Raw genomic sequence first — 14,501 nt, forward strand, 5'->3', positions numbered from 1 at the left:
GTGGCCGATTCGCTATGGAAGGGCTGTTTGCGCCGCCTGGAGCGGGAGATTCCGGACCAGCAGCTGAATACCTGGATCCGGCCGCTGCAGGCGCAGGAGGATGGCGAACAGCTCCGCCTCTATGCACCCAACCGGTTCGTGCTGGACTGGGTGCGCGAGCACTTCTCCCACCGGATCGAGGAGCTTCTGGCAAGCCAGCGCCCCGACGCGCCCCCGAGGCTTGCGCTGCAGATCGGTACCCAGGCGCCGCCGCCCGAGGCTCCGCGGCGGCCCTCCTCCCGCCCGGCAAACGCCGAGGCAACCGCCCGCAGCGTCATGCCGTCGGCGTCCAGCCTGAACAGCCATTTCACCTTCGATACGTTCGTCGAGGGCAAGTCGAACCAGCTCGCGCGGGCGGCGAGCATGCAGGTGGTGGAGAATCCGGGGGGCGCCTACAACCCGCTGTTCATCTACGGTGGCGTCGGCCTCGGCAAGACCCACCTGATGCATGCCATCGGCAACGCCCTGCTGCGCAATCGGCCCCGGGCCCAGGTGCTCTACCTGCACTCCGAGCGCTTCGTCGCAGACATGGTCAAGGCGCTGCAGCACAACGCCATCAACGAGTTCAAGCGCCACTATCGCGGTGTGGACGCCCTGCTCATCGACGATATCCAGTTCTTCGCCCGCAAGGAGCGCTCCCAGGAGGAGTTCTTCCATACCTTCAACGCGCTGCTCGAGGGCCAGCAGCAGGTGGTCATGACCTGCGACCGCTACCCCAAGGAGGTACAGGGCCTCGAGGAGCGGCTGAAATCGCGCTTCGGGTGGGGGCTGACCATCGCCATCGAGCCCCCCGAGCTGGAGACACGGGTCGCGATCCTCATGAGCAAGGCCAATCAGGAAGGCATAGACCTGCCGAACGAGGTCGCCTTCTTCATCGCCAAGCGGATTCGCTCGAACATTCGCGAGCTCGAGGGGGCGTTGCGCCGGGTCGTCGCCAACTCGCAGTTCACCGGGGCACCCATTACCGTCGACTTCACCAAGGCCGCGCTGCGGGACCTGCTCGCCCTGCAGGACAAGCTCGTCACCATCGAGAACATCCAGAAGACGGTAGCCGAATACTACAAGATCCGCGTGGCGGATCTCCTCTCGAAGCGGCGCAGCCGCTCTATCACCCGCCCGCGGCAGGTGGCGATGGCCCTCGCCAAGGAACTCACGAGCCATAGCCTGCCGGAGATCGGCGATGCCTTCGGCGGGCGTGACCACACCACCGTCCTCCATGCCTGCCGCAAGGTGGTGGCATTGCGGGAGAGCGACACCCGTGTGGACGAGGACTACAACAACCTGATGAGAACCCTGTCGTCATGATGTGGATAACCGGTGCACAACCGCAGGGGTCGATTTCGTCCACAGGTTGCACCCAGGCTTTGCTTGCCAGAGGCGCGTTCTATGCACAGCTTCCTGATGCGAGGGACGCCGCGTGATGAGGGCGGATCGAAGGGTTGTCCACCGTTGAGGGGGCTGCCTGCAACAGCAGGTATCCAGAATATTAAGAGATATCTAAGACAGTATCGGGAGACCGGGATCCGTCATGCAGTTCGAGATCGAGCGCGAAGCCCTGCTGCGACCGCTTCAGTCCGTCATCGGCGTGGTGGAGCGCCGGCAGACCCTGCCGGTGCTCGCCAACCTCCTGCTGGTTGCCGATGAGAGTGGCCTGGCCCTCACCGCCACCGACCTGGAGGTAGAGCTGCAGGCGCGGGTAGCCGTAGAAGTGGCGGAGACCGGGCAGATCACCCTGCCGGCCCGCAAGCTCATGGACATCGTCCGAAATCTGCCCGAGGGCTGCACCATCCGCATGCAGGTGGACCAGGACCGGGTAGTGGTGCGGGCGGCGCGCAGCCGCTTCAGCCTGGCGACGCTCCCGGCCGGGGATTTCCCCACGGTGGCGGAGATCGGCGCCGCTGACGAGGTCCAGCTGCCCCAGTCCCAGCTGCGCTGGCTGATAGAGAAGACCCACTTCTCCATGGCGCTGCAGGACGTCCGCTACTATCTGAACGGCCTGCTGCTGGAGCTGGAACCGCGTCGACTTCGGGCGGTGGCCACGGACGGGCATCGGCTGGCACTGGCGGAGCTGGCTCCGGAGCTGGAGCTCGAGAACCCGACCCAGGTGATCGTGCCGCGCAAGGGCGTGCAGGAGATGCTGCGCCTGCTCGACCATTCGGACACCCCGGTCAGCGTCTCGCTCGGGGCCGGGCACATCCGCGCCGAGCTGCCGGAGCTCCGCTTTACCTCGAAGCTGATCGACGGGCGTTTTCCGGACTACCAGCGTGTGATACCGGCCGAGGAGGGGCCGCACGCCGAGGTGGATCGGGAGGCCCTGCGGCAGGCGCTGGTCCGCGCCTCGATCCTCTCCAACGAGAAGTACCGCGGTGTGCGCTTCCTGTTCGAGTCGGAGCGGCTGCGCATTCAGTCGAACAATCCGGAACAGGAGGAGGCGGAGGAAGAGGTCGCGGCCACGTATGACGGTGAGCCGGTAGAGATTGGCTTCAACGCGAGCTACATGCTGGACGCCCTCGGGGCCGTGGACGAGCCGTCGGTGCATATCTACGTGCGCGATGCCAACAGCAGTGCCCTGGTGTTCGGCGCGGAGAGCAGTGACAGCCGCTACGTTGTCATGCCCATGCGGCTCTAGCCCGCCTCTCTCACCGATTCGCGTGGCGAGGGCGTGGAGATGGCGGGCAGGACAAGGCGCGGGAGAGTCCGGGCGCGCAGGCGTACTCGACAGTACGTCGAGCACCCGGGCCGAGCGCAACGCCGGCCTGCCTGCCAGATCCGCGCCCGCAGCCGCGAATCGGTGGGAGAGGCGGGCTAAGCCGTGGCGCTGATCCGCTTCGAGGTTCAGGGGTTCCGTAATCTCGAGCCCACCGCGGTCGAGTTTTCGCCCGGGGTAAACGTTATCCACGGCGCGAACGCCGCGGGCAAGACGAGCCTGCTGGAGGCAATCCATTTCCTCGCCCGGGCGCGCAGCTTTGCGACGACACGGGTGCCGCGGCTGGTGCAGCGGGGTCGGGCGGACGGTCTCTGGGTTCGCGGCGAGGTGGATGTCGCCGGCAGCGTGCATCGGCTGGGCGTGGGCTGGCGTGAGCATCGCGTCCAGGTGCGCCTGAATGGCGGGGATGTAGGGGCTCTGTCGGAGGCGGCCTGGCTGCTGCCGGTGCAGGTCATTAACACCGAGGCGCAGCGCCTGCTCACGGACGGGCCGCCGGTGCGTCGCTCCTTCCTCAATTGGGGCGTGTTCCACGTGGAACACCGCTTTCGTGACGACTGGCGTCGCTACCAGCGTGCGCTGCGCCAGCGGAATGCCGCTTTGCGGGTCGGCGACGCACGTCTCGCAGCGGCCTGGGAGCCGGAGCTGGCGTCGGCAGGTGAGGCGGTGGATGGCGCCCGACAGCGGTTTCTGGAAACACTGAACGGCAGTTTCCAGGAGCGCGCGGCGGCCTGGCTGGGCGGCGTGCCAATGGGCTGGCGCTACCGTCGCGGCTGGTCCGGCGAGCAAGGCCTTGCCGAGGCGCTGGCCACGGGGCGGGAGCGGGAGCTGCAGCAGGGCTACACGCTTTACGGTCCCCATCGAGCGGATCTGCGATTGCTGGCCGAGGGCGTGGATGCGGCGTGGCGACTCTCGCGGGGGCAGCAGAAGCTCGCGGTAATCGCCTTGCGGCTCGCGGAAGTTGACCGGCTGCTCAGCGCAGGCGGCGCGCGCCCCCTGGTGCTGGTGGATGATCTGCCGGCGGAGCTGGACAGCGCGCATCGGCGGCGGGTCCTGGACGCCCTCTTCGGTACCCAGGCCCAGGTCTTCGTGACCAGCATCGAACGGGACGCGCTGCCATCGTTGCCCGAGGCGCGGGTGTTCCACGTGGAACATGGTATCTACCGGCGCGAAGCCTGACCGACCCCGTGACCCGTTTATCGGACCGCAACGAGCTTCAGCCAGGCGGGGCCAGGAGACCGCGGCGTACCGGGTGATTTCCGGCACGCGGTGCGGGGCGCGAGGCGGGGCAAGCCACTAAGGGATACCGTGCATTTGCGCCTGCAGTCCGGGGGCGGGGGATCAGGTATAATCACCCGGTTCAGCCAATAGGTGAGCCGATGAGCGCACAGACGACCGAATACGATTCCGCCCAGATCAAGGTGCTCCGTGGCCTGGATGCGGTGCGCAAGCGTCCGGGCATGTACATCGGAGACACCGATGACGGCACCGGCCTCCATCACATGGTCTTCGAGGTCGCGGACAACTCCGTCGACGAGGCACTGGCGGGCCACTGCAGCGAGATCGAGGTGATCCTCCACGGCGACAACTCCGTCACCGTCGCGGATAACGGTCGCGGCATTCCAGTGGACATCCACCCCGAAGAGGGGCGCTCGGCGGCGGAGGTCATCATGACCGTGCTGCACGCCGGCGGGAAGTTCGACAATAACTCGTACAAAGTCTCCGGCGGGCTGCACGGTGTGGGCGTTTCCGTGGTCAACGCCCTCTCGGACCGCCTGCGCCTCGTGATCAACAAGCACGGCAAGGTGCACATGCAGGAGTACGCGGGCGGCGAGCCCGTGGCCCCGCTCAAGGTGGTGGGCGAGACGGATCAGAAAGGCACCCGCATCACCTTCCACCCGAGCGCCGAGGTGTTCACCAACATCGACTTCAATTACGACATCCTCGCCAAGCGGTTTCGCGAGCTGTCGTTCCTGAATCCCGGTGTGCGCATCTCGCTGAAGGACGAGCGCTCGGACAAGGAGGACACCTTCGAATACGCGGGGGGGATCCGCGCCTTCGTGGAGCATCTGAACAAGAACAAGACGCCGCTCCACCGTAACGTCTTCTATCTCAGCACCACCCGCGACGAGATCATCGTCGAGGTCGCGATGCAGTGGAACGACTCCTACCAGGAGGCGATCTTCTGCTTCACCAACAATATCCCCCAGCGCGATGGCGGCAGCCACATGGCGGGCTTTCGCGCCGCGCTCACGCGTACGCTGAACCAGTACATGGATGCCGAGGGCTACAGCAAGAAGCTCAAGGTGAGCCCCACGGGTGACGACATCCGCGAAGGTCTTACCGCGGTGGTCTCGGTGAAGGTTCCGGACCCGAAGTTCTCCTCCCAGACCAAGGAGAAGCTCGTCTCCTCGGAAGTGAAGGGCGTGGTGGAGTCGACTCTTTCGGAGTCGCTGCACAGCTTTCTCTACGAGAACCCCAACGATGCCAAGGCCATCGTCGAAAAGGTGGTGGATGCCTCCCGCGCCCGCGAGGCAGCGCGCCGCGCCCGGGAGATGACGCGGCGCAAGGGCGCGCTGGATGTGGCCGGCCTTCCCGGCAAGCTCGCCGACTGCCAGGAAAAGGACCCGAGCCTCTCGGAGCTCTACCTGGTGGAGGGCGATTCCGCCGGTGGCTCTGCCAAGCAGGGGCGCGACCGCCGGATCCAGGCGATCCTGCCGCTCAAGGGCAAGATCCTGAACGTGGAGAAGGCCCGCTTCGACAAGATGCTCTCCTCCGCCGAGGTCGGCACGCTGATCACCGCGCTCGGCTGCGGCATCGGCAAGGAGGAGTTCGATCCGGACAAGTTGCGCTACCACCGCATCATCATCATGACCGATGCGGACGTGGACGGCTCCCATATCCGCACCCTGCTGCTGACCTTCTTCTACCGGCAGATGTCGGAGCTGGTGGAGCGCGGCCACGTCTACATCGCGCAGCCACCGCTCTACAAGGTCCGGCGCGGCAAGCAGGAGCACTACGTCAAGGACGAGCGTGAGCTAACCAACTACCTGCTGCAGCTCTCGCTCTCCGGCGCGAGCCTCGAGCCCGGCGGCGGCGCGCCGGCCATTGGCCCTGAGGCGCTGGAGAAGCTCATCCGCCAGTACCTCACCACCATGGAGATGATCGACCATCTCGCCCGGCGCACGGATCCGCACATCCTGCGCGCCATGGTCGACCTTGACCCGCTGCACGAGGACGCCCTGCAGGACGGCGCCCGCATCCAGCGCTGGTTCGAGGCCCTCGGCGAGCGCATCAACCAGGGCCTGCCCACCGGCACCGAGTACCGCGTGCGGGTACAGACCGGGCCTGACGGCGGTTTCCAGGAGGCGGTGCTGACCAAGCGCATGCACGGCATCCTCTATCCGTACACCTTCCCCGCACAGTTCTTCCTCTCCCGGGAGTACGACACCCTGCGCCACCTCGCCGAGGCTCTCGACGGGTTGCTGGCGGAGGATGCGACGATCCGCCGGGGCGAGCGAAGCCAGCCGGTGAGCGAGTTCCGGGACGCCGTCAGCTGGCTGATGGAGGAAGGCAAGCGCGGCCTGGTGGTACAGCGCTACAAGGGCCTCGGCGAGATGAATCCCGACCAGCTCTGGGAGACCACCATGGACCCGGAGACCCGCCGGCTACTGCAGGTTCGCATCGAGGATATCGTCGCCGCGGACGAGATCTTCACCACGCTCATGGGCGACCACGTCGAGCCCCGCCGCGAGTTCATCGAAAAGAACGCCCTGGCGGTGAGCAACCTGGACGTCTAGGCTGCGACTCGTTCAGCGTTTTTTTTGAACACAACGGCACAACGGACACAACGATTCACGACGTCGAACGGGATCTACAGGTAAACCGGCCACGCGCAAGGTTTACTGATTCAGCCACAATTGGCTTAATTATCAGAATGTTACCCGTGGTGAATCGTTGTGTCCGTTGTGTCGTTGTGTTTAACCCGGCCTCACCCTGCAGCACGGTGACGATCGACGAGCTCGCCGCTGTACCCGAAGCGGGACAGCTCCGGCATCTGCTGCTCGATCCAGTGCTGGGCCTCGGTGAGGACGTCCATGGCGTCGCGGCCGGCGGTGGGGATGGGCTGTCCGATGCGGACGTTGACCGTGCCGGGCCGTAGGCGCAGGCCGCGGCGTGGCCAGTGCTCGCCGGCGTTGTGCGCCACCGGGACCACGGGCACGCCCGCCTCGCACGCCAGCACCGCGCCTCCCAGCCGATAGCGCCCGCGCCGACCCGCCGGGATCCGCGTGCCTTCCGGGAACACCACCACCCAGCGGCCGGCCCGGAGACGGGCGCGTCCCTGCTCCACCACCTGGCGCATCGCGTCCCGGCCCGCAGCCCGATCGATGGCGATGGGCTCCAGCAGGGCCAGCGCCCAGCCGAAGATCGGCAGCCACATGAGCTCCCGCTTCAGCACCCAGGTCTGGGGATGGAACCAGCGCACCAGATTCACCGTTTCCCAGGTGCTCTGGTGTTTGCTCAGCACCACCGCCGGCGTCTCGGGGATGTGCTCCAGACCCTCCACGCGGAAGCCGACGCCGCCAACCCGCTCCAGCCACCACCACATGAACGGACACCAGCGGCTGATCAGCCAGTAGCGCCGGCGATACGGCAGCGGCCAGCTCAGCAGCAGGCTGACCACACCCCAGACAAGGATGGACAGCATCATGCCGGTCTGGAACAGCAGGCCGCGGGCAAGGCTGCCCCTGGCGCTAGTCGCCATGATCGTGCTCCCGGGGTCGTTCCAGCAGGGCCGCGACGGCCATGCCGAGATCGTCGAAGGTGGCGACGGGCCACGGCCAGGCAGCCGCTGTCTCACGCCCATTGCCGGTGCGTACCAGTATCGGCTCCACCCCCGCCGCCTCGGCGGCCGCAACGTCGCGGGCGCTGTCACCGACGAACGCAGCCTGGTGCGGTGGCACGGCGAGAGTCTCGAGCGCCCGCAGCAACAGGCCCGGGCGGGGCTTGCGGCAATCGCAGCCCGCGTCGGGCCCGTGCGGGCAGACGAAGACACCGGCCAGGGCACCGCCGGCCTCGTCTATCGCGCCTTCCATCCGCTGATGGATGGCCGCAAGGTCGGCATGGCCGAACAGCCCGCGGGCGAGGCCGGACTGGTTGGTGCACACGGCCACCGGTATGTCTGCCTCGTGCAGGCGCGCGATGGCCGCAAGGCTGCCGGGAAGCGGCTGCCAGTCGGCCGCGCTGCGTATATGCTCCGGGCTGTCGGCATTGATCACGCCGTCCCGGTCCAGGAGCACCACCGCGGGGCGCCGGCGCACGGCCTCAGGCGTGCTCCGGCAGCCGGGAGACATCGGCGATGGCGAGAAACAGCCGCTCCAAGCGCTGCAGCAGGGCCAGCCGGTTGCGGCGGACGGCCGGATCCTCCGCCATGACCATGACGCCGTCGAAGAAGGCGTCCACCGGGTCGCGCAGCTCCGCCAGCCGGCGCAGCGCGGCACTGTAGTCACCGCCGGCGATGGCGGCCTCCACGCTGCCGGCCCGCTCCTCGATGGCCTCGTGCAGCGCCCGCTCCGGCGGTTCCCTGAGCGCTGCCGGGTCCACCGCACCGTCGGGGATCTCCCCTTCGGCCCTGCGCAGGATATTGCGGATGCGCTTGTTGGCTGCCGCCAGGCTCCCCGACTCCGGCAGCGACGCGAACTCGCGGCAGGCTCGCAGCCGCCGCTCGACGTCCAGCGGCACCACCTGCGGCGGCGCCAGCACCGAGCGAACGGCCTCGAAGAGCTCCACGGGGTAACCCTGCTCGTGGTAGAAGGCGCGCAGCCGCTCCAGGCAGAAAGTGACCAGCGGCGTGACCTGCGCGCCGGCGTCGACCCCGGCCGGCTGGCGCTCGGCGGCGGTAGCAAACAGCGCCCCGAGGTCGATCTCGTGGCCGCCCTCGATCAGCGTCCGCAGCAGCCCAAGGGCGGCGCGACGTAGCGCGAACGGATCCTTGGCGCCGCTCGGCGCCTTGCCGATGGCGAAGATCCCGGCCAGGGTATCCGCCCGCTCCGCCACCGCGAGCAGCTGCCCAAGCCGGCTCGGCGCGATGGCGTCACCGGAGAAACGCGGCTGGTATATCTCGTCCAGAGCCCGGGCCACCGGATCGGGCTCGCCATCGTGCTCGGCATAGTACCGGCCCATGACGCCCTGCAGCTCGGGGAACTCCCCCACCATCTCGGTGAGCAGATCGGCCCGGGCGAGCAGGCCGGCGCGCCGGGCCTGCTCCGGATCGGCACCGAAATCGCTGGCAAAGGCCGCGGCCAGCTCCGCCACGCGCGCACTCTTGTCGTAGAGGCTGCCAAGGCGCTTCTGGAACACCACCTCCCGCAGACCCTCGAGCCGGTCGGCCAGGGGACGGCGCCGGTCCTGATCCCAGAAAAACGCGGCGTCAGCGAGCCGCGGGCGGATGACGCGCTCGTTGCCGCGCACGATCTGCTGCGGATCGCGGCTGTCGATATTCGCGACCGCGATGAAGCGCGGCAGGAGCCGGCCCTCGGCGTCGCGCACCGGGAAGTAGCGCTGGTGCCCCTGCATGCTGGAGATGAGCGCCTCCGGCGGCACCCGCAGGAAGTCCTCGTCGAAGCTGCCGGAGAGCACGACGGGCCACTCCACCAGGGCCGTGACCTCGTCGAGCAGCGTCTCCTCCATCACCGCGTGCCCGCCGATGCGCTCGCCCTCGGCCCTGACCCCTTCAGCGATCAGCGCGCGGCGGGTGTCGAAGTCGGCAACGACGTGACCGGGGTCGCGCAGGGTCGCCTCGTAGGCCTCCGGGCGCGGGATCTCCAGGGGCTGCGGGTGATGGAAGCGGTGGCCGCGGCTACGCCGGCCGCTGTTGACTCCGAGCACCTCGGCCGGGACGACCTCGTCGCCCAGCAGCAGCACCAGCCAATGCACTGGGCGGACGAACTCCGCATCACGATCGCCCCAGCGCATGCGCTTCGGGATCGGCAGCCGGGCCAGCGCCTGTTCGATAATGCCGGGCAGCAGCGCCGCGGTGGGCTGGCCGGGCTCTACGCCGCGATGGACGAGCCAGGCCCCCTGCTCCGTCTCCAGCCGCTCCAGCGCCGGCACCGCAACGCCGCAGGAGCGGGCGAAGCCCTCGGCCGCACGGGTGGGCTGCCCGGCCTCGTCGAAGGCGACGTTCAGCGCCGGCCCGCGCCGCTCGAACGGCCGATCCGGCTGGCGCAGCGCGACGGCATCGAGCTGCAGCGCGAGCCGCCTGGGGGCGGCAAAGGCCCGCACGGCGCCGTGGCCGACCTCGGCCCGGGCCAGGCCCGCGGTCACCTCCGCCTGCAGTGCATCGCGCAGGGTGGTCAGCGCCCCCGGCGGCAGCTCCTCGGTACCGAGCTCGAACAGCAGTGCGGCCTGCCCCGCGCTCATGCCGCCCCCTGCTGCCGGGGGCAGAGCGGAAATCCAAGGGCCTCGCGGCTGTCGTAGTACGCCTGGGCGACGCCCCGGGCGAGGGTGCGCACGCGCAGGATGTAGCCCTGCCGCTCGGTCACGGAGATGGCGTGACGGGCGTCGAGGAGGTTGAACGTGTGGGAGGCCTTCAGCGCCTGCTCGTAGGCGGGCAGCGGCAGGCCCGCCTCCACCAGGCGCCGGGACTCGCGCTCGCAGGTATCGAACCAGCGGAACAGGCTGTCCACGTCCGCCTGCTCGAAGTTGTATCGCGACTGCTCGCGCTCGTTCTGCAGGTAGACGTCACCGTAGGTCACGGTCCCCGACGGGCCCCGGGCCCAGATCAGGTCGTAGACGCTCTCCACATCCTGCAGATACATGGCGATGCGCTCCAGGCCGTAGGTGATCTCGCCCATCACCGGTCGGCAGTCCAGCCCGCCCACCTGCTGGAAGTAGGTGAACTGGGTGATCTCCATGCCGTTCAGCCAGACCTCCCAGCCGAGCCCCCAGGCGCCGAGGGTGGGTGACTCCCAGTTGTCCTCCACGAAGCGGATGTCGTGCACCAGCGGGTCGATGCCGAGGGCCTCCAGGGAGCCGAGATACTGCTCCTGGAAGTCCGCCGGCGAGGGCTTCAGCACGACCTGGAACTGGTAGTAGTGCTGCAGCCGGTTGGGGTTCTCGCCGTAGCGACCGTCGGTGGGGCGCCGCGAGGGCTGAACGTAGGCCGCATGCCACGGCTCCGGGCCCACCGCCCGCAGGAAGGTCGCCGGATGGAAGGTGCCGGCGCCTACCTCCATGTCGAGCGGCTGCATGACGACGCAGCCGCGCTCCGCCCAGTAGCGCTGCAGGGCGAGAATGAGCTCCTGAAAGGTCATCGTCTCTCCGCTGGATCCCGGTTGGCGTGGAGCCTGCGTCCGCCCGGCGCGCCGCGCCCGGCGGGGGACCGCGCAGTATAGCCCGCCCCTGTCCGGCCATGTAAGGGAAGCGCGACGGGGTTCACTGTCCCCGCCCGGCTGGCCTATATAGAAGGGGAGGGTGACGGGTGCAAGGAGACCTTCAATGGCGCCACTGATACTCGAGCCGACGGCCATGGCGAGCTGGCATCGGCTGGTCACCGAGGCGGCCGCGCGGGCCGACGTTGAACTCGACGAGGAGCGCGAGAGCTACCTGGTGTTCCTGCTCATGCGCTACCTGCGCTGTCCCGAGCTGGTCCGCGCCGTGCTGGCGCTGGAGTTTCTCGAGACCCTGAACGAGCCCTCGTGGCGGCTGCGCGCACAGGGCCTGCAGACGGTCGGTGACCGCTGCCTGCTGCTCGCCGGCCTGTTCCCGGAGCAGGCCCGGCGGCGCCGGGTCGGCCCCGGGTACTTCGTCGACCTTGGCCGCAGCGCTTACGACGGGGCGGCCGAGCTCAATGCCGGCAGCGCCAGCGACCTGCTCGCCGCACTCGCCGCCGGCTTCGTCGCCCTGGCGGATACCCTGCAGGCTGCCCGAGAGGCCGACGAGAGCCATCTGGTGGACGCCCTGGAGGCGGCGGATCAGGCCATCGCCACCGGCAGCGGCGAGGCGCGGCGGCGCCTGCGGCGGGTGACCCGGGCGACGCTGGTTGCCGGCAGCGACCGCCGGCACTGACCGGCGGGCGTTACCAATCGTTTCGGACGTATCGTCAGGTCTCAGCGGGCCTGTCCGGGAGCGGTCGCCGACCGCAAAACGCCGCGCAGCGGCGTACGGTGCCGCGCCTCGCGCGCTCTCGCGCTCGCAGAACGCTCCGACCAGGGGCCCTGCCAGACAGGCCCGCAATGCCGGCGCCCCGGAGCGGGCTGGCGGCGACCTCGTGCATCGGTGCTACAGTCCCGGGGTCAGGCGCAGAGTGTCTGCCCTATTCTGGTGCAACTGCTCGCGTATTTGCACCAATTCAGGGCGCGCTCGCGACCGACTGGCGGTCGCGACGCACCACAATAGCCCGCCGATGCCCGATTCGCGCCTTCCTGGCATGGAATCTGCTTCTTACAGGGGCGCTTTTCCGAACCGCATTCTCACTGGAGGTCGACCGATGGCAAAGACAGCCGATGATGTTCTCAAGCTGATCGCAGACAACGACGTGAAGTTCGTTGATCTGCGATTCACGGATACCAAGGGCAAGCAGCAGCACGTCACCGTGCCCGCCCATTCGGTCGACGCGGACATGTTCGCCGACGGCAAGATGTTCGACGGCTCCTCGATCGCCGGCTGGAAGGGCATCAACGAGTCGGACATGATCCTCCTGCCCGACCCGGACAGCGCCGTGCTCGATCCCTTCTTCGATGATGCGACCGTGAACCTGGTCTGCGACATCATCGAGCCGAACACCATGCAGGGCTACGAGCGCGACCCGCGCTCCATCGCGCGCCGCGCCGAGGCCTACCTGCAGTCCACCGGCATCGGCGACGTGGCCTATTTCGGTCCGGAGAACGAGTTCTTCGTGTTCGACGACGTCCGCTGGGGCGCCGACATGAGCGGCAGCTTCTACAAGGTGGATGCCGAGGAGGCGGACTGGAACTCCGAGCGCGTCTATCCCGACGGCAACATGGGTCATCGTCCGGGTGTGAAGGGCGGCTACTTCCCGGTGCCGCCGGTGGACAGCCTCCACGACATGCGCTCGGCCATGTGTGAGGCCCTCACCGAGATGGGCCTGACGACCGAGGTGCACCATCACGAGGTCGCCACCGCCGGCCAGTGCGAGATCGGCGTCGCCTTCAACACCCTGGTGAAGAAGTGCGACGAGGTGCAGACGCTCAAGTACGTGGTGCACAACGTCGCTGCCGCCTTCGGCAAGACCGCCACCTTCATGCCGAAGCCCCTGGTCGGGGACAACGGCAGCGGCATGCACGTGCATCAGTCCATCGGCAAGACGGGCGACATGCTCTTCGCCGGTGACCAGTACGGCGGCCTCTCGGAGACGGCGCTGTTCTACATCGGCGGCATCATCAAGCACGCCCGTGCCATCAACGCCTTCGCCAATGCCTCCACCAACAGCTACAAGCGCCTGGTGCCGGGCTTCGAGGCGCCGGTGCTGCTGGCCTACTCGGCCCGCAACCGCTCGGCTTCCGTGCGCATTCCCTGGATCTCGAACCCGAAGGCGCGGCGCATCGAGATCCGCTTCCCGGACAGCACCGCGAACCCCTATCTCTGCTTCGCGGCCATGCTGATGGCGGGCCTGGACGGGATCCAGAACAAGATCCATCCGGGCGAGGCCATGGACAAGGACCTCTACGACCTGCCCCCCGAGGAGGAGGCCGAGATCCCGAAGGTGGCCTTCTCGCTGGAGGAGGCGCTGGATGCCCTGGACCAGGACCGCGAGTTCCTCAAGGCCGGCGGCGTCTTCAGCGACGACGCCATCGATGGCTACCTGGAGCTCAAGCGCGAGGAGGTCCAGCGCCTGCGCATGACCACTCACCCGGTGGAATTCGACCTCTACTACAGCGTCTGAGCGACCTCAGCTCTCTGCACTAAAGCCCCCGCCCTGCGGGGGCTTGCTGTTTCCGGCCCGGGGTGGACACCACCGCGCACGACCTACAGCCATGGCCTGGCGGCGGCCTCCCGCCGACGGCCGGATCGAACCCCTCCGCCAGCGGCATTGGCGGCTCCCGCGGCGGGCGCTACAGTGGCGCAAGCCGTCCGGAGGAGCCCGCCGTGAACGCGATGCGTGTCTGCCTGATGGGGATCGCCCTGGCCCTGAGTCCAGCGCCCGCGCTGGCGGACGTCTACCGCTGGGTGGACGAGGACGGCGTGGTGCATTTCAGCGACGAGCCCCGCGACGGGGCCGAGCGCATCGAGGTGCAGGAGCCCGCCACCGTCCGCCTCCCCCGGCCTCAGTCTTCCCGCGCCAGCGCCGCCAACGGCGGGCAGGAAGACGATGACCGCGACGAGGCCGCGGGCTACGAGCGCTTCGCCATCGCCAGCCCCACCGAGGAGCAGACCATCCAGAGCGCGCCAGGCGAGGTGCCGGTCTCGCTGTCGCTGGAGCCGGCCCTGCGTCAGGGGCACCGTATTCGCCTGCTCCTCGACGGCTCACCGGCGGACGTCTCGCCGTCACGAAGCCTGCAGGCCACCCTCGGCCCGCTGGACCGCGGGCCCCACACCCTCGCGGCCGAGGTCACGGATGCCAGCGGTCGTGTGCGCGCACGCACCGAAACGGTGACCTTCTACCTGCACCGGCCCTCCGTGAATCTGCCAAGCCGGCAGGGCAACTGAGACCAGCCAGAGGGTCTGCACTATTCTGGTGCATTAGGTCGGGCGCGCGCCCTATACTGGCGCCATCCCGACGGCGGCCCATCGCCGG

At 68.4% G+C, this 14,501-nt stretch carries 11 protein-coding genes; 7 read left to right on the top strand and 4 right to left on the bottom strand.

Annotated elements, in window-relative coordinates:
• From dnaA to gyrB, 4 genes are all read left to right on the top strand, one after another.
• The gene (gene dnaA, locus LMH63_RS00005) at window positions 1-1,344 is read left to right on the top strand and encodes a chromosomal replication initiator protein DnaA (protein WP_229332672.1); all 1,344 of its coding nucleotides are present in this window, start codon (window positions 1-3) and stop codon (window positions 1,342-1,344) included.
• Between the two features lie 223 nt (window positions 1,345-1,567).
• On the top strand, window positions 1,568-2,668 hold the full coding sequence (gene dnaN / locus LMH63_RS00010; protein WP_109678313.1) for a DNA polymerase III subunit beta: 1,101 nt from the start codon (window positions 1,568-1,570) through the stop codon (window positions 2,666-2,668).
• Between the two features lie 183 nt (window positions 2,669-2,851).
• Complete coding sequence (gene recF / locus LMH63_RS00015) at window positions 2,852-3,922, top strand: DNA replication/repair protein RecF (protein ID WP_109678315.1); 1,071 nt, start codon at window positions 2,852-2,854, stop codon at window positions 3,920-3,922.
• A 200-nt stretch (window positions 3,923-4,122) separates the two neighbouring features.
• Window positions 4,123-6,543 (top strand): DNA topoisomerase (ATP-hydrolyzing) subunit B, encoded by a 2,421-nt coding sequence (gene gyrB, locus LMH63_RS00020; RefSeq protein ID WP_109678317.1) that lies wholly within the window; start codon window positions 4,123-4,125, stop codon window positions 6,541-6,543.
• A gap of 191 nt (window positions 6,544-6,734) precedes the next feature.
• On the opposite strand, the gene LMH63_RS00025 is transcribed toward gyrB, so the two are convergent.
• The 4 genes from LMH63_RS00025 to glyQ are packed head-to-tail and all read right to left on the bottom strand — an operon-like array spanning window position 6,735 to window position 11,058.
• Window positions 6,735-7,508, bottom strand: coding sequence for a lysophospholipid acyltransferase family protein (locus LMH63_RS00025; protein WP_109678319.1), 774 nt, complete (start codon window positions 7,506-7,508; stop codon window positions 6,735-6,737).
• Window positions 7,498-8,064, bottom strand: coding sequence for a D-glycero-beta-D-manno-heptose 1,7-bisphosphate 7-phosphatase (gmhB, locus tag LMH63_RS00030; protein WP_229332673.1), 567 nt, complete (start codon window positions 8,062-8,064; stop codon window positions 7,498-7,500). Before gmhB ends, LMH63_RS00025 begins: the two co-directional genes overlap by 11 nt.
• A 4-nt stretch (window positions 8,065-8,068) precedes the next feature.
• Entirely contained in the window at window positions 8,069-10,165 is a 2,097-nt protein-coding gene (gene glyS, locus LMH63_RS00035; RefSeq protein ID WP_109678323.1) for a glycine--tRNA ligase subunit beta, read from the bottom strand.
• Window positions 10,162-11,058 carry a glycine--tRNA ligase subunit alpha gene (gene glyQ, locus LMH63_RS00040; RefSeq protein ID WP_109678325.1) on the bottom strand — a complete coding sequence of 299 codons (897 nt, stop codon included), beginning with the start codon at window positions 11,056-11,058 and terminating at the stop codon, window positions 10,162-10,164. The genes glyS and glyQ overlap by 4 nt, the downstream gene beginning before the upstream one ends.
• Before the next feature lie 184 nt (window positions 11,059-11,242).
• Here glyQ and LMH63_RS00045 point away from each other — a divergent pair, with 184 nt between their 5' ends.
• The 3 genes from LMH63_RS00045 (at window position 11,243) to LMH63_RS00055 (ending at window position 14,413) form a co-directional block, all read left to right on the top strand.
• On the top strand, window positions 11,243-11,812 hold the full coding sequence (locus LMH63_RS00045; protein WP_109678327.1) for a hypothetical protein: 570 nt from the start codon (window positions 11,243-11,245) through the stop codon (window positions 11,810-11,812).
• A 421-nt stretch (window positions 11,813-12,233) separates the two neighbouring features.
• Complete coding sequence (gene glnA / locus LMH63_RS00050; RefSeq protein WP_109678329.1) at window positions 12,234-13,649, top strand: glutamate--ammonia ligase; 1,416 nt, start codon at window positions 12,234-12,236, stop codon at window positions 13,647-13,649.
• Between the two features lie 212 nt (window positions 13,650-13,861).
• Complete coding sequence (locus LMH63_RS00055) at window positions 13,862-14,413, top strand: DUF4124 domain-containing protein (RefSeq protein ID WP_229332813.1); 552 nt, start codon at window positions 13,862-13,864, stop codon at window positions 14,411-14,413.
• The last annotated feature ends 88 nt before the right edge of the window (window positions 14,414-14,501 follow it).

Source organism: Spiribacter halobius, from assembly GCF_020883455.1.
In the GTDB taxonomy this organism is placed as follows: domain Bacteria; phylum Pseudomonadota; class Gammaproteobacteria; order Nitrococcales; family Nitrococcaceae; genus Sediminicurvatus; species Sediminicurvatus halobius.

Coding starts and splice junctions, on each gene's coding strand:
- dnaN (WP_109678313.1), top strand. CDS start 1,568: ATGCAGTTCGAGATCGAGCGCGAAGCCCTGCTGCGACCGCTTCAGTCC.
- gyrB (WP_109678317.1), top strand. CDS start 4,123: ATGAGCGCACAGACGACCGAATACGATTCCGCCCAGATCAAGGTGCTC.
- LMH63_RS00025 (WP_109678319.1), bottom strand. CDS start 7,508: ATGGCGACTAGCGCCAGGGGCAGCCTTGCCCGCGGCCTGCTGTTCCAG.
- glyS (WP_109678323.1), bottom strand. CDS start 10,165: ATGAGCGCGGGGCAGGCCGCACTGCTGTTCGAGCTCGGTACCGAGGAG.
- glyQ (WP_109678325.1), bottom strand. CDS start 11,058: ATGACCTTTCAGGAGCTCATTCTCGCCCTGCAGCGCTACTGGGCGGAG.
- LMH63_RS00045 (WP_109678327.1), top strand. CDS start 11,243: ATGGCGCCACTGATACTCGAGCCGACGGCCATGGCGAGCTGGCATCGG.
- glnA (WP_109678329.1), top strand. CDS start 12,234: ATGGCAAAGACAGCCGATGATGTTCTCAAGCTGATCGCAGACAACGAC.
- LMH63_RS00055 (WP_229332813.1), top strand. CDS start 13,862: ATGCGTGTCTGCCTGATGGGGATCGCCCTGGCCCTGAGTCCAGCGCCC.